Source organism: Neobacillus sp. DFD-2R, assembly GCF_057747865.1.
The window spans coordinates 1,676,056-1,700,970 of sequence record NZ_CM173228.1 but is presented as its reverse complement, the minus strand read 5'-3'; the positions used below and the strand labels follow the sequence as shown (position 1 = coordinate 1,700,970).

Genomic DNA, 24,915 nt, shown 5'->3' with positions numbered 1-24,915 from the left:
AACACTGCCCGTTTATTTCCAGTTTTTATTAAAAAAAAAGATAGTACTAAAAAAACTCATCCATATCTACGGATGAGTTTTTGATGTTCCTCGTGTATCAAGAACAATCGGCACATTTATTCTTTATCCCCCTATTTTCGAGGAAGAAAGAAGGTAAATGTCGTTCCTTGACCGATTTTACTTTGAACAGATATATGGCCCCGGTGAGCTTCGATAATATTTTTTACGATTGCAAGCCCTAGACCTGTTCCTGACCTTCCTCTTGTTCTAGCTTTGTCAGCTTTGTAAAAGCGCTCAAAAACAAAAGGTAAATCTTCATCAGGAATACCGGAACCTGAATCGGAAACTTCAATCATGATCCCTTTATCCTCTTGACTCACATTTAACTTAACGGATCCGCCCTTTGGCGTATGTCTAATGGCGTTATCAATTAGGTTTGTAAGAACTTGCTCAATCCGGTCAGGGTCAAAAAATATAGCTTTCACTTCGTCGTCAATCACTTCGCTTAAAAGAATCTGATGATCTTTAGCAAGCCCTTGGAATTTATAAATAATCCTATTAATAAACGGAGAAATTTGAATTTCTTCGACCGTTAATTGCATATGTCCAGCTTCCATTCTGGCAAGGTCAAGGAGCTCGTTTACAAGTCTCCCCATTCGTAAGGATTCATCATAAATGACTCTTGCCATTTCCTTCTTTTCTTCCTGTGTTTCGGCAATGTCATCAACAATTGCTTCACTATAGCCCTGAAGCATTGATATAGGAGTTCTCAGCTCATGAGAAACATTCGCAATAAAGTCGTTCCTCATCTTATCTAATTGCCTTTCCTCAGTCATATCCCTGAGTACTGCAACAGCACCACGAATAAATCGGTTGCTATATAGAGGGCTGACAAGGATTACCCAATGTCGGCCTTGCAGGGAAATTTCCCCAATTTTCTCTTTTTCCGTATCTACTGCTTGCTGAAAAAGATCCATTACTTGTGAGGGAATTTCTTCTGATTCCGAACCAAATCCTCCTTTTTCATAATACCAATACTGCAAAAAACGATCTGCGGGAGGATTTGTGATTAATATTGTTCCATCGCGATTAAAAGTAATTACCCCATCTGCCATGCTGCTTAAAATACTTGAAAGCTGTTCTTTTTCTTGGCTAAGGGCATTCATATTAAATTTTAATTGCCTTCCCATCTGATTAAAGGCTGTCGCTAATTCGCCAATTTCATCGTGAGTTAAAATTGGTACTTTCGTATCGAATTTTCCCCTCGCCACCTCAAAAGCTGCCTCCCGCATTTTTCTTAACGGAGCGGTTATCCTCGTAGATAAGAAGAAGGCAAAAATAGTGGTTAGGATAATGGCAACCCCGGCTACGAGTAAAATAAATTTAGTGGTCGAATGAGTTGCTTCCTGCATAACTGCCAATGATTGATATATGAAAACTGCCCCATTTTTTTCACCTGGAAGATGGAGTGGTACACCAATAATTGAATAGTTAGCATTTTTTTCATCTCGACTCTGATCCGATGCGAGGTTAGATATTTTTTCTACCGTTGTATTTTTGTAAAATACTTTAGATAATTCCGAGTCATTACGAATATCATCAAGCGTCAACTTTTTTGTTTTTTCAGTGTTGGGAGAGTAATAGATTTCATGATCATTTTTTACGATGACCACTTTGGTTACCTTATCAATAATTTCCCATGATATTTCTAATCCGAGTGAAAATTTGTCAGCCGGGTGTTCTTCTAACACGTGTGAAATTTTTTCAGCTGTATTCGTTAAGGTATTCTTAGTTGTATCAATATTGTAGTTTTGAAAAAATTCGAGGAGCATTACAGTTAAAATAAACAATACAAATGAAACCAGCAATAAGATAGTAAACCAAAGTTTACCTACCACGCTTCGTAAAAAGGTCATTCATTAACAACCTCAAATTTGTATCCAACTCCCCAAACAGTAACAATCATTCTCGCCGCTTGTTCTGACACTTTGTTTAATTTCTCGCGTAGTCGTTTCACATGGGTATCCACTGTTCGTAAATCACCAAAAAACTCATAATGCCAAACTTCCTTCAGCAATTGCTCACGGTCGAATACTTTATCCGGGGCTTTTGAAAGAAAATAGAGTAATTCATATTCTTTTGGTGTTAAGCTAACTTCTTTTCCGTCAGCAGTTACTCTATGGGCATCGTTATCAATTGTTAAATGTGGAAAGACAATAACGTCCTTGGTTGTCGTTTCCGTTTGCAAGTAACTTGTTTGGGAAGATCTCCGAAGGAGAGCTTTTACACGTAAAACCACTTCCCTTGGACTAAATGGTTTAACTATATAATCATCGGTTCCAACTTCAAAACCCTGAACACGATTTATTTCTTCACCTTTTGCTGTTAACATAATAATCGGTGTGGCTTTCTTTTCCCTTAGTTCGCGGCAAACCTCAATGCCGTCTTTTCCAGGCATCATTAGGTCGAGCAGAATAACATCGTAATCATTTGCAATCGCTTTAGTTAAAGCTTCGTTTCCATCTTCTGCTTCGTCGATAGAAAACTCTTCACGCTCTAAATACATTTTTAATAAACGGCGAATTCTTTCCTCATCATCCACTACTAAAATTTTCACGTCTTTTTCCATTAATAATCCCCCCATGCAGTTATTTTACAGAATGGTTTTATTTATTGCCATGCTTTTTGGTGGAATGCCGATGTAAAAGTGACAAAAATTTGACAATTAAAATCATACACATATTTTTGCTTAAAATAGTTGATTTTTTAAAAAAAGCCTTCACTCCTATGTAAGTGAAGGCTTTTCAATTAAGAGCCAGCGTATGAATGCAGGCCAGCAATAACAAGATTTACAGCCACAAGATTAAACATTATGATCGTAAAACCAATAACGGCAAGCCATGCAGATTTTTCTCCATGCCACCCTTTTGAAAGGCGTAAATGTAAAAATGCTGCATAGAATAAAAAGGTAATTAATGCCCATACTTCTTTTGGATCCCATCCCCAGAACCTGGTCCAAGCCATTTGTGCCCATATCATCGCAAAAATCAGTGCACCTAAGGTAAAGACGGGAAAACCGATTAAAACAGACCGATAACTTATCTCATCAACAAAATCGAGTTTAATGTTTTTGACAAACGGCTGAAGTGCCGCTGCAATTCGCTTCCTTAAGATCAAACGAATCAATCCATATAATACCAAACCACCCATTAAAGACCAAATTACAGAGTTTAATTTCTTGGCATTGATAAGAGCCGGCATGGCAACGAGCGGACGAAAGGCTCCTTTTGTCTGTAATTTATACTCATGTGGGCCTGTAAGGGCCGGCATCGTGTAATCAACAGTAACTTCATTCTTATTTTTGTCAATCCATTTAAAGCTTTCATGATAACCCATACCTGAAAAAGAAGAAGCAACAAGAACAAAACCAAGCGTTGTAACCATGGCAAACATAACCATTTCCAGCCAAAAGGTTCTTTTGCTTGCTTTCGATTGGTCAATCGCCTTTACAAGATAAATCAGTCCTGCTGCAAAGCTAATGGAAAGGATTGCTTCTCCCATTGCTGCTGTTGTTACATGAATTTTAAGCCAATAACTTTGTAAGGCCGGAATCAAAGGAGTTATGTCCCTTGGAAACATACTTGCATAAGCAATAACCAAAACAGCTACAGGCATTGTAAACAATCCGAGAAGTGCAGTTTGATAAATAAAATAAATAACAATAAATGCTCCGACGAGGGCCATTCCAAAAAAGGTCGTAAATTCAAATAAATTACTTACCGGTGCATGTCCTGCTGCTATCCATCTCGTAAAAAAATAGCCAAGCTGGGAAATAAAGCCGATTATCGTTAAAAATACTGCAATCTTGCCCCAACGATTAGTGCCTTTCTTTTCATCAAATTCCTTCTTTGATTTAATAGAACCTCCATAAAATAATATGGATACTAAATAAAGAATAAAAGCTATAAACAATAAATTACTACTTAATGTTACCAACTAAACTTCCTCCTAATCCCTTTGAAGTTGATCCTCCGGAATATTTAATTTCGTATCGGATAGGACAGTTTCAATTTCACGCTTTAAGCCGTACCAATTCTTGTTTGTATGGCCTGCAACCCATACTTCACCGTTTTTGTTTTGAATCCAAATCCGGCGATGATTCCAATAAGCACCCTGGATAACACCTATCATAAAAATAATACCGCCTAAAAAAATAGCCCAAAGCGTTGAATCCTTACGTATTGTTAAACCCGATACATTTTTTGTTTCAATCCCTCTAAAGGACATTTTATATACATTATTTCCAAATGGTTCAATTGTTTGCTTTATTGCAACAAAACTTGTTTCTCCTTTAGGTTTATCTGGAGAAAACATACGGAAAACAAAGGCAGGATTATTTGGAATTCGTGATTTAGTCGTTGGTTCTCCGCTCTTGGAAAATTCAAAGTCCGGAAAATAGCTTAGAATTTCAACAGAATAGCCATTTCCCAATTCATACTTAGTTTTAGGATCATAAAGGTTAATTTTAAGATCACCATATGATTGGCCTGATTTTTTGTTTGTTAATGAAAAAGTCATTGCATTGAGTTCATCAAGCTTATAATCAACCTGAAAAACTGAATAGCCATCAAAGGTAAGAGGCTGATTCACACGGATTTTGAAGTCTTTTTCTTTTTTTAAATCCGGTTTTTCGCCCGGAAGCCCCCTGCCAATTTGCTTATAAAGCACAACGTTTGATTGGTAATTTTTCGCTACTTGATTCACTTTACTAAGAGCGCTCTCAAAAGTTTTGTCCTTGTTTTTATCATAGAGTTGTAGAATAAATTTATCGTTTTTAAGATAGTATTGCTCGTTCGTTCCGGGAATGACAGCAGTCTCGCCTTCCCGAAGCCACATTGTCTTATCCACATACATTCCCGGAATGGAGCGAAGCAAACAGCCCAATAAAAAAATAATTAAACCTACATGGTTAACATATGGACCCCATCGGGAAAAACGCCCCTTTTCGGCTAACAAATCTCCGTTTTCTTCTCGAACATGATAGCGTCTTGCCTTTAAATGCTCTTTAATGGTTGCTAAATCATTCTCATTTACAGATCGGCTTTTTCCAAAGAGTCGTTGACGTCTTAAAAATCCTTCATGCCTAGTGACATTTTGAGCTTTTAACGCCTTATATAAGGGTACCACCCTGTCGAGGCTGCAAATGACCAGAGATACCCCAATCATTGCGATTAATAGCATATACCACCAGGAACTATATAAATTTTCAAAGCCTAATTGGTAATATAATTTCCCAACCCAACCATACTGCTGCTGATAATACTCGTCTGCAGCCACTGTTGGAGGTATGTACATTTCCTGAGGTAGAATTGTCCCGACAGCTGAAGCTATCAACGTAACGATGATCAACCAAACTCCTACCTTAACCGATGAGAAAAAATTCCAAATTTTATCAATAAATGTTTTATTGTATGTCTGTGAGCGGCGGGCACTGCCTTCATAACGCATATCAAGCAATTGTTTTTCTTTTTCTTGTTCATCCAGAATTTTTCCGCATGCTTCACACAATACGGTCCCATGAGGATTCACATGCCCACATTCACATTTTACATCTGTCATTGTAAAAACTCCCTACAACCTTAAGGTTTAATTTTCTCCATAAATTCCCTTATAGTATCTTCTGTTAGTTGCCCAGTATAATATTTTATTACTTTTCCATTTTTATCAATCAGGAAAGTAGCAGGAAGAGGATCAATTCCGTAGACATTCATTACCTGTTTATCTTTATCAATCATAATCGGGAAATCCAGCTTGTGGCGCTGTGCAAATTGATTAACGGCAAGGTTGGATTCATTTATATCAACGGCCAGAACCTGTACCCCTTTATCTTTAAATTGATGATACTGATTATTTATGTAAGGCATTTCTGTTTCACAAGGCTTACACCATGTTCCCCAGAAATTCAGGAATACTCCCTGTCCTTTATAATCTGAAAGACGATGTTTTTCACCATGCATATCTGTTAAAACGAAATCAGGAGCCACACTTCCGATTGCAACCTGCTGTTGATCATCTTTTGTCAGATTTGCATATAGTGAATAGGCAACGGCAGCGCCAAGAACGAATAATATTACCGTTCTCATTATTAATCGCCGTTTTTTCATAAGTAACCCTCCCGTAAATCTTATGACACATTTTGTCTAAATTATATCATTTTACAACTCAAGCAAAGTGTTTATACAAGAAAACAAATGTGACACTTTTATGAATTTTTTTTAGATGATTCCATCGCCAGAGCCCTTATCTGTTTTACTTCGTGTGGTGTTAGCTCTCTTGCATCTCCAGCAGATAAACCATTCAAGGTTAAAAAGCCATAACGTTCACGTTTTAATTTCACTACTTCGTGACCAATAGCCTCAAACATTCTTCTAACCTGGCGATTTCGTCCTTCATGAATAACAATTTCAATGATAGATGTTTGTTTTTTCTTATCCAATGAAAGCATTTTAACTTTTGCCGGTGCTGTTTTTCCATCTTCAAGACGAATCCCTTTTTCTAATTTTCTTAGGTTCTCTCTTTGAGGAATTCCCTTAATCTTCGCAACATATACTTTTTCAATTTCATTGCTTGGATGCATCAGTAAGTTTGCAAATTCACCATCATTGGTCAATAACAATAAACCGGATGTATCATAATCAAGGCGGCCGACAGGAAAAATTCTGATATTTAGCTCAGAAAAGTAATCCGTCACAACTCTTCTGCCTTTATCGTCGCTGACACTCGAAATGACTCCCCGGGGTTTATATAAAAGAAAATAGACCGGTTCCTCTTTTTCAATCTGAATCCCATTTACTTCTACCTTATCGGATGAAGAAACCTTTATACCAAGCTCTTTTACAACTTTTCCATTTACCTTTACTTTACCTTCTTTAATTAATTCTTCTGATTTCCTTCTTGAAGCAATCCCTGCTCGGGCCATTACTTTTTGTAATCTTTCCATATATTCACCTCATGTGTAACATTATCAAGAAAACTCGGTATGAAAAAACCAAAGTTGCTCTTATGGAAAATAGGAATGTTTCCTAATGAGTCGAGGAAACGAATTCATATTTCTATCCTTATGAATTATGACACAACTTCTTCATTTTTCAAAGTCACGTATATTGATTAAACTAGAAAATTAAAAAAGCAAGCCCCTGACAATGACAGGCTGCTTGCTTTTTAATTCCTTTTTCCATTTTATAGTATCTATTTAGCCCCAAACAAAAAGGCAACAACAGCTATTGCTGCAACAATACCGACTAAATCTGCCAAAAGCCCTACTTTCAGGGCATCTCCCATTTTTTTAATCCCAACTGCTCCAAAATAAACGGTTATTACATATAAGGTGGTATCTGTACTTCCCTGTAAAACGGATGCCAGCCTTCCAATAAAGGAATCTGGTCCATAGTTGGCTATTAGATCGCTTGTCATTCCAAGTGCCGCAGTACCTGAAATTGGTCTAATGAACACTAATGGGACAATTTCTGCAGGCATCCCAATTGATTCCATTAATGGTCGAATCCATTTCATTAAAGCATCTAATGCACCTGATGCGCGAAAAACGGAGATTGCCACAAGCATTCCGACAAGAAAGGGAATAATCGAAATCGCAATTTTAATCCCTTCTTTTCCGCCTTCGACAAAGCTTTCATAGGTAGGTATTTGTTTAAATGTCCCATATAACAGAATAAAACCTATTAATACCGGGATAAAAGCTAGTGAAATAAGCGATATAAATTCCATACCTTTTCATCCTTTTCGGCTTCTTCGATAATAAAAATAACGATCAATTACTATTGCCCCAATCGCCGATATGATGGTGGCAATTAAAGTAGGTACGACAATTTCTGTAGGAGAGGCAGAATGATAGTTCATTCTAATGGCAATAACCGTTGTGGGAATAATTGTGATGCTCGCAGTATTTATTGCCAAAAAGGTGATCATTGACCGGCTTGCTGAGTTTTTCCCTCCATTCAATTGCTTTAACTCTTCCATCGCTTTTATACCTAGGGGAGTTGCTGCATTTCCCAAACCAAACATATTTGCAATCATGTTAGATAAAATATATCCCATTGCAGGATGGTTTGTTGGAACTTCTGGAAATAAACGTTTCACCAGCGGACGAAATAATTTCGTTAAGCTTTCCAGCAAACCTGATTTTTCTGCAATTCGCATCATCCCCAGCCAGAATACGAGAATACTAATCAATCCAATACAAAGTGTTACTGCCTCCTTCGCCCCAACAAAGATAGCTTTATTTACTTCTTCCATTGTTCCATTAAATAGAGCAAACACAATCCCAACTATCGTCATAAACACCCATATATAATTAACCATCTGCTCTTACACCAAATACGGTTAAAAAGATTTCCTTTACAAAATCAAAAAGACCTTTCTTTTTTACTGGAACATTTTCATAGTAAATCGGCGCTTCTTCCACAACTCTCCCATCCAAATACACTTCTGCCTTACCAACGATACTCTCCATTTTTTTATTGTTCCCCCAGCTTTTTGATGGCTTGTTTAATTTGTATTTTACTGAGAATAAACTCATTTCCTCGTTTGTTGCAGGATAAACAACGGAATCCTTCAGATATAAATGATCCTTAAAATTTTTATTTTTCACGTTGTCAATTTTCCCCTTAGGCAGGACCTCCGCCATATCGTAAGCTTTAAATCCACTTTCGTACATGGAAATATGATCGTTCCAATCATCAGAATCATTTAAAGTTACTGCAATCAGGCTCATATCGCCTTTTGTTGCCGTTGTGACTAACGTTCTTTTTGCGAGTTTTGTATAGCCTGTTTTGCCGCCTGTACTATATTGATATTTCGTTAATAAGCGATTTTTATTTTTCCAAACTCGATCCCACGCCTCCGTCGGATTCGGTGACCGATAAACTTTCGTACCGGATATAATTCGAAATGTTTTATTTTGCATCGCATAACGCATTAGGACAGCCATGTCATAAGCGGTCGAATAATGATCTTTAGAATCATCAAGTCCATGGGGATTGGCAAAATGGGTATTATACATTCCGATTTCCCTCGCTTTTTGATTCATTAATACTGAAAAGCCCTCTACACTTCCACCAACATACTCGGCAATAGCAACTGCTGTATCATTCCCGGATCTCAGCATTAATCCATATACCAAGTCTTTTAACTTTATTTTTTCACCTGGCTTTAAATAGACCGATGAACCTTCAGCACGTGTAGCTTGTTCACTTACTTTAACATATTGGTTCATTTTTCCTGATTCTATAGCAAGAATCGCGGTCATGATTTTCGTAATGCTGGCGATCCTTCTTTTTGTATTTGCATCTTTCTCATAAAGGATACGACCCGATTTTTGCTCCATTAAAATAGCACTTTTTGCGCTAACGGAAACGGAAGCATTCACCTTGTGAGGAATGTTAGCAATGATTATTGAGACCATGATGGCAAAAATGACAAGCTTCAAAATCACTCTCATTAGATTAACCTCGTCCCCTTTTTTATTAGTACAAGTTTATGCATTTCAGAATTTGATATGACAATATGTACTGAAAAAAACAAAAGCAATCGATCATAGCCGATTGCTTTTATATTTTCCCTTTTTTTAAAATGCCGGCCATTTAATATCAGCAGCTTTTTCAAATCGGATCTCAACATCATTCCAATTAACAATATTCCACCAATTATCTACATATTCAGCCCGATTGTTTTTATATTGGAGATAATACGCATGCTCCCAAACATCTAACACAAGTAGGGGGATCGTATCCCATTGAGTTAAGATCATATGCCTCTCAGATTGCAAAATCTCCAAATGCCTTGCTCTTGGTGACCAGACCAGCAGTGCCCACCCGACTCCTTCTACTTGTTTTGCAGCTTCAGAGAAATGTTTTTTAAAAGCCTCAAAACTGCCGAAATAATTATCTATTTCTCCTTTTATAAGACCATTTGGAATTCCTCCTCCATTTGGGGTCATATTTCGCCAAAAAATAGTATGAAGATAATGTCCGGACCCATGAAAGGCCAGCTCTCTTGACCAATGCTTAATTAGAGAGAAATCACTTGTCTCCCTTGCCTTCTTCAAATTTAATTCAGCTCGGTTTAAGCCATCCACATAGGAACGATGGTGCTTATCATGGTGCAGCCTCATGATTTCTTCGGAAATATAAGGCTCCAATGCCTGATAGGGGTAAGGAAGGTCCGGTAATGTGTGACCACCTGGAGGAACATGTTTTTCAACAACCCAAATATTTCCGATTTCTTGTTTTCTTCTAAAATACCCCTCCATTTGGTCATGGATTTGCTCTGCCTTCGATTGTAATTTAAGCAGTTCTGCATCTGATAATTCCCGCCTTGTATTTTCAATCAATTCCGTAAAGTCATCAAGTTGCTCCCATAATTCTGTATCAGCACCCACCTTTTCTGATTCAAGAAATTGTTTCATTTGCTCATTCCATTCAAATAATTCTTTAACATAGTCGCTAAAACGGTCCATCATATCCCTCATTTCCTTTTTGCTTTAATGTAAGAATTTAGTCTACCTAAATGGTATGAAGGAGCATTATTATTAAGAACGATAGCGGGATAAGAAAAAGGGATGTTCCTATGGAATCTTATTAATTCCAAAGGAACACCCCTTAAACAATTATTTTGATTGAATCATTTTCGTACGATAATCAGTTTCATAAAATTCAAGTTCTTCTCTAATTCTCTGAAACTCACCCTCTAGTCCTTTAACTAGTTGATGAAGATTTTCAGTTACATTTCGATAGAACTTGATTGAGTTCTTTCCGGTATAGGCAGATCGGCTATCTTCGAACCAAGCATCGTTCTTAGGAGAAAAAAACTCTTCGATGCATTGGTGATAAATACGATAAAGTGTTTTTTCGGCTGCAGCTTTTTGAAAAGGTTCGCTTTGTAATATTACAGCACATGCATCTAAACTTTCTTCACTATAAACAACCAGCTTTCGTAAATTAGAAAAGATCAATTTATAGTAATTACGATCTTCTTCATTTTCTAAGTTCATTTGAGAAATGGTTGTTTCATTTAAAAAGTCTTCCAGTGTAATACTTGTCTTTTTTAAAAATTCCTTAACATCATTAAGTTGTGTCTTTACTAACATATTTCCCATATTTACACCTCCGGTATTTTTCCCTTATTTGGGCTGTAAAATAAATTCAAGTGGTGAACGAAGTTCAAAGCTTTTCTTTTGTTTAAGTGAAAAGAAAATGTTTGGTAATTTATTAAAATCAACTTCTTGAAAATAGGCAGCAAATTCTTGTTTTGAATTAATGTATAAGCGTTTGCGTTTCCGCAAACCCGGGTTTTTTATCAGGCAAACAAGTGCGACGATGTCCCTAAATAATACTTCATTCTCGCCTTCTTTCCAGATAGGGTTTTGCTGAAAGGGAGTAAATTCATTGATAATCTCTTCAAAATATCTAACATATAAAACATGAAGTGTCTTTTCCATACCATCCTCAATAAAAGTAACTTCACTTCTATTGAAAAAATCTTCAGAGGTATTTGACTTTTCTTTTTCTAATTCATACCCTATACATTCTTTAATAAGCAAATGTATCCATCTCCTTCAGCCATTAACTAACCAATAAATAACCTTTTAAATAATAAAAAGATTTTTATATTTAATAACTAAATTTATTTTAACATAAAAAGATGACATTAAGAGTTAATCGTTTCTTGAAATTTCTCAAAAAATAAGTCCGCTTCCTCTTGGACAAATTCTTCATCCACTTTTTCGGGAAGCTGCGGCAATTCCTGAATACTTTTTAAACCAAAATAATCAAGGAATTCCTTTGTGGTTCCATAAAGATAAGCCCTTCCGGATCCTTCAGCCCGTCCAACTTCTTTAATGAGCACTTTGCTCATCAGAGTTTGCAGAGGTCTTTCTGTTTTAACACCGCGAATCTCTTCAATTTCCGCCCTAGTGATTGGCTGTTTATAAGCGATAATTGCTAATGTTTCCAAAGCAGCCTGTGACAAAGCGGCCGTATTAGGGGAATCCACAAGCTTCTTCAGATAGGCTGCATTTTCCTTTTTAGTTGCAAGCTGATAGGTTCCGGCCAGCTGTACTATCATAATTCCCCGTTTATCATTTCGGTCATATTCTTTCCTTAATTCTTCTATGATTTCGCTCGCCATCAAGGTATCAACCTCTAAAACCTCTGCCAATTGTTTAAGTGAAAGCCCTTCATCCCCTGCTGCAAATAAAAGGCTTTCCAATATGCTATTCCAATTAATTATATCCAACCACATCTACTCCTTCGCTAACAGCTTCAACAAAGATTTCACCAAAGTTTTCTTGCTGTTCAACATCGATTTCGTTTCTTTTTATTAGCTCCAAGATTGCTAAGAACGTTACAACGATATGTTCCTTTGCAGGGTATGGAAATAAATCTTCAAATCTTTTTCGACCCTTTATCTGTTTCAATTCAGCCATTATTTGATTCATTCGTTTCTCAATGGAGATTTCCTGACGGGCAATCTTTGTAGCCATCGGTCTTTGCAGTTTCTTTCTCCGTAATAATTTTTGAAAAGCAGCCAACATATCATAGAGTGAAACATTTAATTCCGTTCGGTCCGGTTGTATTTCTTTTGTAAAATCAGAAAGATCGCTAGGAGGCTTTGTATACATGAGACCCCGTTCTTCCTCCATTGATTTAAGGTCCTGAGCCGCTTCTTTATATTTTCGATATTCAATTAGCTTTTCAACAAGCTCGTCCCTTGGATCTTCTTCAAAGGAATTTTCAAAATCCTCTTCATCGATAATCTCTTCATGCTTTGGCAGCAGCATCTTGCTTTTAATCGCCAGCAATGTTGCAGCCATCACTAAAAATTCACTTGCGACATCCAGTTTCAGTTCATTCATTGTTTTAATGTAAATTAAATATTGCTCTGTTATTTGGGCAACAGGAATATCATATATATCAATTTCAAGCCGATTAATTAAATGCAGAAGTAAGTCCAATGGTCCTTCAAATGCATCAATTTTCACTTGGTATGGCATTTTATTTCACCAAATTTCCTAAAAAAAATTCGTCTTAAATACAAAAGGACTATTAATAGTATAGAGGATTCATATTGGTTATCCAATAGTAAAATCAACCGTGTACCGGCTTTATTCTCGAAAACATGATGATTGCCCATAACATTGGACAAATCCACTACATATGATGACAAGGAAAAGAACAAAAACTTATAGGAGGTTTTAATTATGTCTGATGGCGTACACGGTTTTGGAGCCGGCTTTGCGTTAATCGTAGTTCTATTCATTTTGTTAATTATCGTTGGTGCTTCCTGGATCTATTAATAACAAGATGTTATAGAAAAGGACTCGGAAGCCCGTCATAAAGGCGGGCTTTTTTTTATTAAAATGTGCTAAACTATACTATACATAAAGCATTCGGGAGGGGGGATCTCTTGTATCCAAAAGAGCTTATTCAGTACTTGATACATTTTCATGGAGATAGGGATTATTTTGAATGTCATGAAATACTCGAAGACTACTGGAAAAGAATAGATAAGGGAAATAAAGATTCCATTTGGGTAGGATTTATACAGTTAGCGGTATCAGCCTATCATCACCGCCGGGGCAATTTTAAAGGTGCTAAGAGAACTTTAGAAAAGGCGTTAACTATTTTTAGGGTACAATCTTCCGCTTTAACAAGTCTTGGTTTTGATAAAACGATTTTTATCACGTTGTTAAATCAACGGTTATCCGCCATTGAAAAAGAAGTAGCTTATACAAGCTTTGAATTGCCAATTTGTGACCTGCATTTACTTAAAGAATCCAAAAGCGAATGTAAACAATCCGGATTTTTATGGGGACAAAAAAGTAATTTAGCAAATGAAAGCTTAATTCATCGTCATAAATTACGGGACAGGACAAGTGTCATTCAAGATCGGGCGCATGCATTGATAGAAAGAAAAGGCAACGAATTTTAATCGTTGCCTTTTAATAGGTGACCCTCACAAACATCACATTTTCCTAGAAATGCAGCTGTATTTTCATTTGAGATTATTTTTTTATCGGGAAACATATCCTTTAGAGATTTTACCATTCTTTTCCCAACCCCTTGAAACCGGTGTGAAGGGTTAACCGATATATGCTGAATTTCCAAAATGTTTGGATCATCATGATAAAGAACACCAAGAAGTCCGATAATATCCTCTTCCTTCCACAAAAAAAGCTGCCAATCCTCAGCTGTTTCATACTCCTTCATTGTTAGTTGGAGTTTCTTTAAATCCTTTTCACTAGGCATAAAAGAAAGTAAACCCATTGCAATTTTTTCGAATGTTTTCTTATAACGAATTAACATATAGATCGATCCCTCATTATATTAAATAAACCTATAATAATCCTCGGTTTAGCAATAGTCTATTTTTTCCAAATAAATGATTAATAAACAATTTTATCTAGTATATGTAGCTAATGCATAAAATGTTTCACTACCAACCATCATACATAATAAATGTTTATTCATCAATCCTTATATTACTATTGATTATGGCCAATAAATACCCAATAGATCACTCCCCAGACAAGGGATAGACCAATAAGAATACTAAATACAGTCCAGTTACTTCTTTTCATAAAAAACTCTCCTCGAAAATTATTTGAAGAGGCGCACTTGTCCTACATTCTACACTAAATAACTGAATTAATCCATTCTCTCTTCGAAATCTTGCTTTCTCAGTATAAAAATACAATCTATGAAACTCCCATATGTAATTATGTTTATTTAATTGGTATTTGTTATAAATTGGTTTCTTTTAAATTATAGGAAAAATAAGGAAGAGGCTGACCAATATGGATCAGCCTCTTCCTTATTTCAATGGCAAATCAAGTCGAATTATATCTTCATATGTCTCTCTTTTTACAACAAGTGTTGCTTCCCCATTTTCAACAAAAACAACAGCAGGCCGCGGCAATCGGTTGTAATTGTTTGACATTGAGTATCCATAGGCACCCGTACAAAATACAGCCAAAATATCGTCTTCTCCCGTTTCAGGCAGAGGCAAATCCCATATCAGCATATCCCCTGATTCACAGCATTTGCCGGCAATCGATACCGTTTCATTTGATTTTGCTAACGGTTTATTTGCGAGCACAGCCTCATACTTTGCCTGATAGAGTGCGGGTCTTATATTATCGCTCATTCCGCCATCGACTGCTAAATACTTCCTGACACCCGGTACTTCTTTAGATGAGCCGACTTGGTATAAAGTGATACCTGCATCACCTACAAGAGATCTTCCCGGTTCTATCCAAATCTCCGGCATCTTCAACGAATATTGCCGGGTTAGGTTCTTTACTTCTTTAATTATTTCAGTTACGTATTGTGAAGGCAGAATTGGCTCATCTTCCTTCGTATAGCGAATACCAAATCCTCCACCTAGATTTAATACCTTCGCTTCAAACGAATGCACATTTTTCCATGCGGCCATTTTTTCAACTATTTTTTTGGCTGCCAGTAGAAAACCTGTTGTCTCAAATATTTGCGAACCAATATGACAGTGTAGTCCAAGCAGATCAAAATGATTACATTGCAGTGCCGTAAGTAATGCATTTTCCGCTTGTCCATTTTGAAGGTCAAAACCGAATTTTGAATCTTCCTGACCGGTTAAAATATAATCATGTGTATGGGCTTCAATACCGGGAGTAATCCTTAATAGTATGTTTACCTTTGTATCTTTCTCGCTGCAAATCGTTTTTAGCAGTGCTAATTCATAAAAATTATCAACTACAATGCAGCCGATCCTGTTGTCTAAAGCCATTTCCAATTCTTCTCTGCTTTTATTATTACCATGAAAGTGAATTCTATCTGTTGGAAAACCTGCCTTGATTGCTGTATACAATTCACCGCCGGAAACGACATCAAGTGATAACCCTTCTTCTTCAGCAAGCTGTAACATCGCAATCGTCGAAAATGCTTTACTGGCATAAGCAACCTGTGCATTTATTTGTTGTTGTTCAAAAGCCTCTTTAAAGCCTTTTGCCCTTTCTCTCATTAACGCTACGTCATATACATAAAGGGGAGTTCCAAATTCCCGTGTTAATTCAACCGCATCAACACCGCCAATTTCTAAATGCCCCTTTTTATTAACGCCTGTTGTCCCGTAAAAATACATTCCCTTCCCTCTCTCCGTTTTAACTCATAATCAGTTGATGTAAACAACCAAAATGATAATAAATAAATAGACAGAATCTCAAAAAGAAACTGCCTATTTTAAATCCTTTATTCCTTTATTTAATTAAAATTACTTTAGCATATCAGAATAAAATCTGCAATTATTTCTCATTCGAATTAGGTGGTTGGCGATACCGATTTCTTGGGTGAACAATACTCGGTCTGAGAAGTGAACCAGGTATCGCTCGCCGAAAAATAATTTGCATGAATCCTTTTGGCTCGAAAGGAAGAAAAGGCCAAAAATAGGGTGTATTGAGCGCACGCGTATTGACAAGAAAAATAAACAGTATAGTAGTCCCTATGACAAAGCCCGGTGTATGGAATATTGCAACAAAAATCAATAAGGTTAATCTGGCTATTTTATTTGCTATACTTAGCTCATAACTAGGTGTAGTAAATGTCCCGATACCGGACACTGCTACATACAGGATGACTTCCGGAACAAATAGACCAACACTAATGGCAATCTGCCCGATTAACACCGCCGCAATTAAGCCCATTGCCGTTGAAAGAGGGGTTGGGGTATGAATGGCAGCGAGTCTTAAAAATTCGATCCCAAAATCGGCTAAAAATATTTGAACAATGATAGGAATATTGGTCTGTTCATTCGGTCCAATAAATGAGAGTTTTTCAGGCAATAAAGAAGGTTCCAATACAAATAACAGCCATAATGGAAGCAATAATATAGATGTTAGAACCCCTAAAAAACGAGTCCAGCGCAAAAAGGTCCCCATTGCCGGTGATTCACGGAATTCCTCCGCATGCTGTACATGATGAAAGAATGTGGTTGGTGCAATAATGACACTCGGTGAAGTATCTGTAATTATAATAATATGACCTTCTAAAATGTGTGCAGCAGCAACATCTGCTCGCTCTGTATATCTTACGAGTGGAAATGGATTAAACCCCTGTTTTAAAATAAACTCTTCAATCGTTTTATCAGCCATTGGAATACCATCAATTTCAATGGCCATTAATTCTTTTCTGAGAATATTTACTAAATCAGGGTCAGCCACATCTTCTAAATAGGCCAAAGAAACATCTGTATACGACCGTTCTCCAACCCTTATCATTTCGTATCGAAGTCGTTCGTCTCTTATTCTTCTCCTTATTAATGCTGTATTAAGAATTATATTTTCGACAAAACCATCACGTGCACCTCTGACTACCTTTTCTGTATCCGGTTCCTGCGGCGAGCGCCCGGGGTAATTCCTGACATCAATAACAAATGCTGTACTTTCACCATCAATGGCAACTACAATTAATCCGGATAGTAAAAAGTCGACCAATTCGTTTAGTAATTTGATTGGTTGTACAGATTGGTTGAGAAGACGGTTTTCAATTACCTTAAAAACATCCGAAGATAATTTTTCATGATCATTAACCTCAACCAATTCTTCGATCAGTTTAATCGCAAATCGAGTATCACATAATCCGCTAATAGAATATATGTGGACATCTCTTTTTAAAACCTTTATCTTACGAATATTTAAGTCAAAGCTTATTCCTAATCCAACCCTTTGTTTCATGTAATGTTCAATCTCATTCACTGATTCGGGGATTGGCCATTTGTAATCACTTTTTCTTGTCATGAAAACCGCTCCTTTCCAGTATTAGTTCTACCGCTTTTCTTGTAATCGGTGAACCGTGTTCGTAGTGATCACGTCTTGCCATTTTTCCAATATCACCAATACCTACGATAAGAGGGACGTCTAATTCATCTAAGCAATAGACTGTATCTCCATTTAGTCTTCCGATTTCCAATTCCGGTATACCGAACTTGTCAACCCCATACGGAGTCAGCTCTCCATCCCGGTCGATGCTTACATTGACCTTTGTCCATTCTGCCTGTCTTGTTTTCGAAGCAACGGCAATGACCCCAAGAACTTCAATTTCCTCATGGCTTGCCACAAATTTCAATGCTTTTTCACCTGCACCCTCTCCTAATAAACCACTATCATCAAACATGACCAATACAGGGTCATACGGGGTCTTTTTAATTAATTGAACAAGTTCAGGACCTGTTAAAACAGACGGATTTCCTTGTGACATAGAAATACAGCGACCGCCTACTTCATGAGCAGCATGCTCTACTGCCCTTTTTGCATATTCATCACCATCAGTTATTAAAATAACACGCCTCCGAATGCTCATACTGTGATGTCCTTTCATGGCGCAGTCTTATTTATGAGGTATAAAATAAACCCATTGAAAAATTGATCCAAAGATTTTTCCTAATACAATAGCCATTATCAGCAGAATAATCTTCCCATCCAATCGGATTCTTTTTGCTAGAATCGGCAAAACATTTAAAACCTCTGTTAGGGCTGCAGCTAACATCCCAACAAAGATACCGCCGGTTAATCCGAGGGGAATTAAAAAATAGGCAGAGATTCCTAAAACAGGATCCCTTAAGCTTGCCATTACTCCGGTTAGAGCCCCGATGACTACAGCCCATTCATAATGTTGAATCATTTTCATTGTTTTTGATAGCTGTGTCAGTCTCGGAATCACTCCGAGTACGGTAAGAAAAGCAACAAAACCGGATCCTACCGCCAATCCACTTGCTAGGCCCAAAAATATTACTCCAAGAATCTTAATCGTCATCAAGCTTTTTCATACTTTCCTTATTTTCATGAATGATTACATAATTATCTAAATCCTGTTGATAATTAAACATTTCTACTTCCAGTGGACTGGGTTCCTCATTTATACGCTTTTGAAATACATGATTAAAAAATAAAATCATCCCAAGACCTAATCCAATTGAATAGGGAATTTGAAACAAGAATGGCTTGGGTTCTTTAACTCCGGTAATGATGGTATACAATTTTTCCTGAACAATTTTCATGCTTACATCATCATGGAAATTCATAATGGCCATTGCTGAACCAAAAAATAGTAAAAACCAAATTAAAAGAAAAAAAGGAATGGAAACTCCTTTTTTCTTAAATTTCACTTCAATAATAGTTTGCGCAGGACCAATTGTTTGTATTTCCAATTCCTTAAAAAAAGAATTGACCATATCAATCACTTTCATAACATCAATAATGACAATATTTTTATCTTTTTCTGAAACATGATGGATCATCATGTTTTCTAATTGTGAAAGATATGCCTCCGGGGCAATGATTTGTGCTACATCCTTAAAAAAAATCTTTTCATCAGGAAGAGCCTGAACCCGGTTCCGCATGCGGACGTAGATTGTTTTTTCCAAAACATTCACTTCCCACACATAGATTTCCTCGTATAAATAGTATGGGTATAAAGGATTTTTTCATGATAACCAAAAAATGGATAAAAAAAAGACCGGCTGGATTCAGAGATCCATCCGGTCTTTCATTTGCATCAATATCTTTTTTTCAAGCCTTGAAACCTGAACCTGAGAAATACCTAGCCGGAGCGCTACTTCAGATTGGGTTTGATCTTTATAATATCTTAAATAAACAATGAGTCTTTCACGTTCATCCAATTCACGAATCGCTTCTTTTAAAGCAATTTTATCGAACCATTTTCCATCGTTACCGTCATCGATTTGATCCAATAATGTGATTGGATCTCCGTCGTTTTCATAGACCGTTTCATGAATTGAGGAAGGAGTCCTACTTGCTTCTTGGGCCAGGATGACATCCTCCGGGGGTAGTCCGAGATACTCTGATATTTCGTTAACAGTTGGGACTCTGCCAAATGTTTTCGATAACTCATCTTTTGCTTTTCTGATCCGGTTCCCCATTTCTTTTAAGGAACGGCTGACCTTAACGGTTCCATCATCGCGAATAAATCTTTGGATTTCACCGATAATCATCGGCACAGCATAGGTAGAAAATTTCACATCATAAGAAAGATCAAATTTATCTACCGATTTTAATAATCCGATACAACCAATTTGAAAAAGATCATCAGGGTCATACCCCCTGTTTAGAAAGCGTTGCACAACGGACCAAACGAGACGCATATTTTTTTCAACAATTAAATCTCTTGACCCTTGGTCTCCCTCTTGGCTCTTTTTAATAAGCTCTTTCACTTCATGATCCTTTAAATATGTTTGATTTTTTTCGTTCTTGACCTCCACATCCATTGGCAAGTCTCCTTAATTGCAAAGCATTTTGCGAGTTTGTAAATGCTTTCGTAATCTAACCTCGGTTCCTCTACCTGGCTGTGAATGAACCTCAACCTCATCCATGAAATTTTCCATGATGGTGAATCCCATACCGGATCGTTCTAAGTCCGGTTTTGTTGTAAATAATGGCTGACGAGCTTCCTCCACATCTACAATTCCAAATCCAACATCTTTTATTGTCATATCAATTAAGCTATCCTCAATCGATACTTGAATATAGACAATACCATTTGGATCATTTTCATACCCATGTATAATCGCATTGGTCACGGCTTCCGATACAACTGTTTTAAGTTCTGTCAGCTCATCCATTGTCGGATCAAGCTGGGCAATAAATGCCGCAACGGTGACACGTGCAAATGATTCATTTTGACTTAAAGCACTGAATTGAAGATTCATTTCATTCTTCATATCAGGCCACCCCCAATCTTTGCAATGCAAATTCTTCTGTCGGTTCCATTTTGATGATTTTGAATAAACCGGACATATCGAATAATCTTTGTATTGCAGGGGAAATCGCACATACAACCATTTCACCGTGCACCTGCTTGATTTGTTTGTATCTTCCTAAAATAACTCCTAATCCTGAGCTATCCATAAAAGAAAGTCGTTCCAGATTTAAGACAATATGGCGTATATCGTTCTTTTCAATAACATTTGCAGCTTGTTCTCGAAGTGCATCCGCTGTATGGTGATCCAATTCACCGCTTAAGCGAATGCATAGAACATCATGTTTTATTTCCAATTCAATGTTAAGACTCACTATTCCTAGCCTCCTTCATCTGGTATAGTGAGTCAATTCTATGCTGGACAGTTAATTTCCTTCTACCTGGACAAAACTAGTCGTAATTCGCTAAAAGTAGTGACTAAATTTTGTTATTCGACAGTTACACACCGCTAATTCAGCTTCCTGCTTTTGTAAACATTCCAAACGAACGCTTATACAGGGTCCACCATCCTGCTTCTTTGACATCTTTATTAGCGACTAACGAACTTTCCAGAATAACTTTCCCATCTTTTATCAATTTGATGGTTCCAACCTTATCTCCTTTATGAATAGGGGCATTAAGATTCTTTTGAAGAATTACTTTCTTCTTTACATCCTCTGTCTTTTCACCTTTTTTTGTTAGTAAGGAAAGTGGTTCACTTGTTACGGCCTCAACAGACTTTTCTTTTCCTTTGCTAACGTTTGCTTTAGCGATTGGTTGATTTCTCTTAAACATTGGGTGTGTTTGATATTGACTAAATGCATAATTAAGCATTTTTGTTACTTGTGCGTTTCTTTCCTTAGAAGTAGGGGCACCAAAAACAACAGCTATCACACGCATCCCATTTTTTTGGGCCGTTGCTGTTAAACAGTATTTGGCTTCAGCAGTAAAGCCGGTTTTTAAGCCATCCACTCCAGGATAAAATCGTACCAATTTATTGGTGTTCACAAGCCAGAATTTTTTATCCGTATTTTCACGCAGGTATCCTTCATACATACCGGTAAATTTCGTTATGTCTTCATATTTTAATAGTTCCTTTGCCATTATGGCCATATCATATGCTGAACTAAAATGGCCGCTGACAGGTAATCCTGTTGTATTTTTAAAGAAAGTATGTTTCAACCCCAGCTGTTTTGCCTTTTTATTCATCATGTCGACAAATGCATCTTCAGAGCCTGCAATTCTCTCCGCCATTGCAACCGCAGCGTCGTTCCCTGAACCAATCGCTATACCCATAAGCATTTGCTTCGTGGTCATTTCTTCTCCCGGTTCCAAGAATATTTGTGAACCGCCCATAGAGGCAGCATATTCGCTGGTCCGAATTTTTTCATTCCAGCTTAGTTTCCCCTGATCAATAGCTTCCATGATGAGCAGCATCGTCATAATTTTTGTCATACTTGCCGGTGGCAACTTCTCTTGACTATTTTTCTCATAAAGGACCTTGCCTGTATCCCGTTCAATTAATATTGCTGACTTAACATTGCCGGCAATATCTGTGGTGCTTTGTTTTTCTGAAGCCCACGCAGAAGGAATACCTAAACTGGTAAACAAAAAGAATATCACCATTAAAGAGATTAATCGTTTCATTCGCATAACCCTCCATTCTTTATAGCCTCCATTTTTTCCAAATCGAGCAACTTTATACAGTTATTTCCTATGAATAAAATAAAAAAAGTCCGGGGACTAAATTCCGGACTTTTTAATCATTATTGTCTTGCCAGAGCGCCTGGAGGCGACAGGCGCTATAGCTTTTCTTGTTATTCTGTTATTTCTTCATGAATTAGGATAGGTGCATCGACTTTTGTTGATGATACCTTAATATTTTCATAAAGCTTATCTTTTACTTCTTTTACATCTTCAAAATTGCTGTAAATGGTTACTAATGATTCACCTTTTTCTACTTTATCGCCGATTTTTTTTCTTAATACAAGCCCTACGGCTAAATCAATAATTGATTCTTTCGTTGCCCGGCCTGCTCCTAAAAGCATTGCTGCTGTGCCAACTTCATCCGCAACGATTTCAGAAACATAGCCTGCTTCTTTCGCTTCAAGTTCATAGATATATTGTGCCTGCGGCATTTTCGAAGGATCGTCAACAATCGTAGCGTCTCCGCCTTGCGAACTTAAAAAGACTTTTAGTTTTTCCAGTGCTGTACCGTCTTTTATTACTTTTTCAAGCATGGATCGTGCTTCGGCTAATGAACCGGCCTTCTCAGCCAAATAAACCATATGGCTTCCGAGAGTTAAACAAAGTTCTGTTAAGTCCTCAGGTCCTTCCCCTTTTAACGTATCAATAGCCTCTTTTACTTCAAGAGCGTTTCCAATTGCAAAACCAAGAGGCTGACTCATATCGGAAATAACGGCCATCGTTCTTCTGCCAACATTATTCCCAATCCGTACCATTGCCTTTGCCAATTCTCTTGAGTCATTTAGTGTCTTCATGAATGCTCCTGCACCCGTTTTAACATCGAGAACAATAGCATCAGCACCGGCAGCAATTTTTTTGCTCATGATGGAGCTCGCGATTAGTGGAATACTATCAACCGTCGCGGTCACATCCCTAAGTGCATAAAGTTTTTTATCAGCAGGGGTTAAATTTCCGCTTTGACCAATTACGGCAATCTTGTTTTTGTTTACAAGTTCAATAAACTCATCGTTTTCAATTTCAACATGAAAACCTTTCACCGATTCTAATTTATCTATCGTCCCACCGGTATGACCTAAACCGCGTCCGGACATTTTAGCAACCGGTACACCGACAGCTGCAACAAGCGGGCCAAGGACGAGTGTTGTTGTGTCACCTACACCGCCTGTTGAGTGTTTATCTACTTTAATTCCTTTAATACCGGATAAATCTATTTGATCACCGGATTCTACCATTGCTAATGTTAAATCGGCTCTTTCCTTTTCAGTCATTCCTTTAAAAAAGACCGCCATTGTTAAAGCACTAATTTGATAATCGGGAATCGTGCCATCTGTATATCCGTTAATAATAAAATTAATTTCATCTGTCGATAATTCGAGTCCATCTCTTTTTTTCTCAATTAAGTCAACCATTCTCATTACTTATCACCACTTAATCCAATATTTTTAACAATTTCTTTTATATATGAAAGGAAGTTTGATTTTACTTTTTCAGTCGTTTCAATGACCTCTTCATGTGATAATGGCTGATCAAGTATCCCTGCAGCCATATTAGTTATGCAAGAAATCCCCAGCACCTTTAATCCTCCATGGCGTGCGACAATTACTTCCGGAACTGTCGACATTCCGACCGCATCTCCACCCAATGTCCGTACCATTCGAATCTCTGCCGGCGTTTCATAGACAGGTCCCGAAAATCCAAAATAAACTCCTTCTTTTACTTCAATGTTTAATCTGGTAGCAATTTCTTTTGCTGTTTCGCGTAATTCTCTTGTATACGCCTCTGACATATCAGGGAAACGAACTCCGAGACGAGAGTCATTCGGGCCAATTAATGGATTGGATCCCATATAATTGATATGATCGGAAATAATCATTAAATCTCCAGGGGTAAAGCTTTCATTTACACCGCCGGCTGCATTCGTTACAATCAACATTTCGATACCCAATTCCTTCATTACGCGAACGGGGAAAGTCACCTTATCGAAACTGTAGCCTTCATAGTAATGGAAGCGCCCTTGCATCGCGACAACTTCAACACCGTTAAGTAAGCCAAAAACGAGCTGTCCTGCATGGCCTTCAACAGTTGAAATTGGAAAATCAGGAATCTCGTTGTATGGTATTTTTACCGGGCTTTCAATTTCATCCGCTAACACTCCAAGCCCTGATCCTAGTATTAAGCCAATTTTTGGTACTTTTGTATATTTTCCTTTTAAAAAACCTGCCGCATTTTGAATTTTTTCGAAATCCATGTTATTACCCCCACATAAATATAATAAAAGAAATTAATATCATCTTTTCTTTGAGAATTGTCTAACGCAAGCAGCCCAACATCGGCTCGCTCCGCTCTCCGTGTTTCCTTTATCTCAGTCGAAGCGCTCCAGTCCTGTCGTGCGCTAAACGGACGCTTG

Annotated in this window: 28 protein-coding genes; 2 read left to right on the top strand and 26 right to left on the bottom strand. The window is 37.4% G+C overall.

Annotated features, from left to right (window positions below; all coding sequences use genetic code 11):
• Window positions 1-131: 131 nt before the first annotated feature.
• The 14 genes from AC3ANV_RS08375 to AC3ANV_RS08310 all read right to left on the bottom strand — a co-directional run bounded on the left by AC3ANV_RS08375 (window position 132) and on the right by AC3ANV_RS08310 (window position 13,069).
• Entirely contained in the window at window positions 132-1,916 is a 1,785-nt protein-coding gene (locus AC3ANV_RS08375) for an ATP-binding protein (protein ID WP_488313170.1), read from the bottom strand.
• Window positions 1,913-2,629 carry a response regulator gene (locus AC3ANV_RS08370; protein WP_488313169.1) on the bottom strand — a complete coding sequence of 239 codons (717 nt, stop codon included), beginning with the start codon at window positions 2,627-2,629 and terminating at the stop codon, window positions 1,913-1,915. The genes AC3ANV_RS08375 and AC3ANV_RS08370 overlap by 4 nt, the downstream gene beginning before the upstream one ends.
• Before the next feature lie 179 nt (window positions 2,630-2,808).
• A complete protein-coding gene (ccsB, locus tag AC3ANV_RS08365) occupies window positions 2,809-3,996 on the bottom strand; it encodes a c-type cytochrome biogenesis protein CcsB (RefSeq protein ID WP_488313168.1) in 1,188 nt (395 codons plus the stop codon).
• Between the two features lie 12 nt (window positions 3,997-4,008).
• Entirely contained in the window at window positions 4,009-5,619 is a 1,611-nt protein-coding gene (gene resB / locus AC3ANV_RS08360) for a cytochrome c biogenesis protein ResB (RefSeq protein ID WP_488313167.1), read from the bottom strand.
• Between the two features lie 20 nt (window positions 5,620-5,639).
• Window positions 5,640-6,164 carry a thiol-disulfide oxidoreductase ResA gene (gene resA / locus AC3ANV_RS08355; RefSeq protein ID WP_488313166.1) on the bottom strand — a complete coding sequence of 175 codons (525 nt, stop codon included), beginning with the start codon at window positions 6,162-6,164 and terminating at the stop codon, window positions 5,640-5,642.
• Between the two features lie 98 nt (window positions 6,165-6,262).
• Window positions 6,263-7,000 carry a 23S rRNA pseudouridine(2605) synthase RluB gene (rluB, locus tag AC3ANV_RS08350; RefSeq protein WP_488313165.1) on the bottom strand — a complete coding sequence of 246 codons (738 nt, stop codon included), beginning with the start codon at window positions 6,998-7,000 and terminating at the stop codon, window positions 6,263-6,265.
• Window positions 7,001-7,248: 248 nt separating this feature from the next.
• Entirely contained in the window at window positions 7,249-7,785 is a 537-nt protein-coding gene (locus AC3ANV_RS08345) for a spore maturation protein (RefSeq protein ID WP_488313164.1), read from the bottom strand.
• Window positions 7,786-7,791: 6 nt separating this feature from the next.
• On the bottom strand, window positions 7,792-8,379 hold the full coding sequence (locus tag AC3ANV_RS08340; RefSeq protein ID WP_488313163.1) for a nucleoside recognition domain-containing protein: 588 nt from the start codon (window positions 8,377-8,379) through the stop codon (window positions 7,792-7,794).
• A complete protein-coding gene (locus AC3ANV_RS08335) occupies window positions 8,372-9,517 on the bottom strand; it encodes a D-alanyl-D-alanine carboxypeptidase family protein (protein ID WP_488313162.1) in 1,146 nt (381 codons plus the stop codon). Before AC3ANV_RS08335 ends, AC3ANV_RS08340 begins: the two co-directional genes overlap by 8 nt.
• A 126-nt stretch (window positions 9,518-9,643) precedes the next feature.
• Window positions 9,644-10,534 (bottom strand): superoxide dismutase, encoded by an 891-nt coding sequence (locus AC3ANV_RS08330; protein ID WP_488314164.1) that lies wholly within the window; start codon window positions 10,532-10,534, stop codon window positions 9,644-9,646.
• A 150-nt stretch (window positions 10,535-10,684) separates the two neighbouring features.
• Window positions 10,685-11,173: a YpuI family protein gene (locus AC3ANV_RS08325; protein WP_488313161.1), complete on the bottom strand. Its 489-nt coding sequence runs from the start codon at window positions 11,171-11,173 to the stop codon at window positions 10,685-10,687.
• 24 nt (window positions 11,174-11,197) lie between these two features.
• Window positions 11,198-11,617 carry a hypothetical protein gene (locus AC3ANV_RS08320; protein WP_488313160.1) on the bottom strand — a complete coding sequence of 140 codons (420 nt, stop codon included), beginning with the start codon at window positions 11,615-11,617 and terminating at the stop codon, window positions 11,198-11,200.
• A gap of 107 nt (window positions 11,618-11,724) precedes the next feature.
• Window positions 11,725-12,312, bottom strand: coding sequence for an SMC-Scp complex subunit ScpB (gene scpB, locus AC3ANV_RS08315; protein WP_488313159.1), 588 nt, complete (start codon window positions 12,310-12,312; stop codon window positions 11,725-11,727).
• The gene (locus tag AC3ANV_RS08310; RefSeq protein ID WP_488313158.1) at window positions 12,299-13,069 is read right to left on the bottom strand and encodes a segregation/condensation protein A; all 771 of its coding nucleotides are present in this window, start codon (window positions 13,067-13,069) and stop codon (window positions 12,299-12,301) included. The genes scpB and AC3ANV_RS08310 overlap by 14 nt, the downstream gene beginning before the upstream one ends.
• 207 nt (window positions 13,070-13,276) lie before the next feature.
• Between AC3ANV_RS08310 and AC3ANV_RS08305 the strand changes: the two genes are divergently transcribed.
• A complete protein-coding gene (locus tag AC3ANV_RS08305; RefSeq protein ID WP_488313157.1) occupies window positions 13,277-13,372 on the top strand; it encodes a YjcZ family sporulation protein in 96 nt (31 codons plus the stop codon).
• 110 nt (window positions 13,373-13,482) lie between these two features.
• Window positions 13,483-14,007 (top strand): DUF309 domain-containing protein, encoded by a 525-nt coding sequence (locus AC3ANV_RS08300; protein ID WP_488313156.1) that lies wholly within the window; start codon window positions 13,483-13,485, stop codon window positions 14,005-14,007.
• Here AC3ANV_RS08300 and AC3ANV_RS08295 read toward each other — a convergent pair.
• The 12 genes from AC3ANV_RS08295 to AC3ANV_RS08240 all read right to left on the bottom strand — a co-directional run bounded on the left by AC3ANV_RS08295 (window position 14,004) and on the right by AC3ANV_RS08240 (window position 24,756).
• Complete coding sequence (locus AC3ANV_RS08295) at window positions 14,004-14,381, bottom strand: GNAT family N-acetyltransferase (RefSeq protein WP_488313155.1); 378 nt, start codon at window positions 14,379-14,381, stop codon at window positions 14,004-14,006. The genes AC3ANV_RS08300 and AC3ANV_RS08295 overlap by 4 nt on opposite strands.
• Window positions 14,382-14,889: 508 nt before the next feature.
• The gene (lysA, locus tag AC3ANV_RS08290; protein ID WP_488313154.1) at window positions 14,890-16,194 is read right to left on the bottom strand and encodes a diaminopimelate decarboxylase; all 1,305 of its coding nucleotides are present in this window, start codon (window positions 16,192-16,194) and stop codon (window positions 14,890-14,892) included.
• A 160-nt stretch (window positions 16,195-16,354) separates the two neighbouring features.
• The gene (locus tag AC3ANV_RS08285) at window positions 16,355-17,845 is read right to left on the bottom strand and encodes a spore germination protein (protein ID WP_488313153.1); all 1,491 of its coding nucleotides are present in this window, start codon (window positions 17,843-17,845) and stop codon (window positions 16,355-16,357) included.
• Window positions 17,829-18,407, bottom strand: a complete 579-nt coding sequence (gene spoVAEA / locus AC3ANV_RS08280) for a stage V sporulation protein SpoVABEA (protein ID WP_488313152.1) — start codon at window positions 18,405-18,407, stop codon at window positions 17,829-17,831. Before spoVAEA ends, AC3ANV_RS08285 begins: the two co-directional genes overlap by 17 nt.
• Before the next feature lie 27 nt (window positions 18,408-18,434).
• Window positions 18,435-18,860 carry a stage V sporulation protein AB gene (locus AC3ANV_RS08275; RefSeq protein ID WP_488313151.1) on the bottom strand — a complete coding sequence of 142 codons (426 nt, stop codon included), beginning with the start codon at window positions 18,858-18,860 and terminating at the stop codon, window positions 18,435-18,437.
• Window positions 18,850-19,470, bottom strand: coding sequence for a stage V sporulation protein AA (locus tag AC3ANV_RS08270; protein ID WP_488313150.1), 621 nt, complete (start codon window positions 19,468-19,470; stop codon window positions 18,850-18,852). The genes AC3ANV_RS08275 and AC3ANV_RS08270 overlap by 11 nt, the downstream gene beginning before the upstream one ends.
• A 102-nt stretch (window positions 19,471-19,572) precedes the next feature.
• On the bottom strand, window positions 19,573-20,331 hold the full coding sequence (sigF, locus tag AC3ANV_RS08265) for an RNA polymerase sporulation sigma factor SigF (protein ID WP_488313149.1): 759 nt from the start codon (window positions 20,329-20,331) through the stop codon (window positions 19,573-19,575).
• A gap of 12 nt (window positions 20,332-20,343) precedes the next feature.
• Complete coding sequence (gene spoIIAB, locus AC3ANV_RS08260; protein ID WP_488313148.1) at window positions 20,344-20,784, bottom strand: anti-sigma F factor; 441 nt, start codon at window positions 20,782-20,784, stop codon at window positions 20,344-20,346.
• A 1-nt stretch (window position 20,785) separates the two neighbouring features.
• A complete protein-coding gene (gene spoIIAA, locus AC3ANV_RS08255) occupies window positions 20,786-21,136 on the bottom strand; it encodes an anti-sigma F factor antagonist (protein ID WP_488313147.1) in 351 nt (116 codons plus the stop codon).
• A gap of 139 nt (window positions 21,137-21,275) precedes the next feature.
• Window positions 21,276-22,448 (bottom strand): D-alanyl-D-alanine carboxypeptidase family protein, encoded by a 1,173-nt coding sequence (locus AC3ANV_RS08250; protein ID WP_488313146.1) that lies wholly within the window; start codon window positions 22,446-22,448, stop codon window positions 21,276-21,278.
• A 170-nt stretch (window positions 22,449-22,618) separates the two neighbouring features.
• Window positions 22,619-23,923, bottom strand: coding sequence for a pyrimidine-nucleoside phosphorylase (locus AC3ANV_RS08245; RefSeq protein ID WP_488313145.1), 1,305 nt, complete (start codon window positions 23,921-23,923; stop codon window positions 22,619-22,621).
• On the bottom strand, window positions 23,923-24,756 hold the full coding sequence (locus tag AC3ANV_RS08240) for a purine-nucleoside phosphorylase (protein ID WP_488313144.1): 834 nt from the start codon (window positions 24,754-24,756) through the stop codon (window positions 23,923-23,925). The genes AC3ANV_RS08245 and AC3ANV_RS08240 overlap by 1 nt, the downstream gene beginning before the upstream one ends.
• Window positions 24,757-24,915 lie beyond the last annotated feature (159 nt).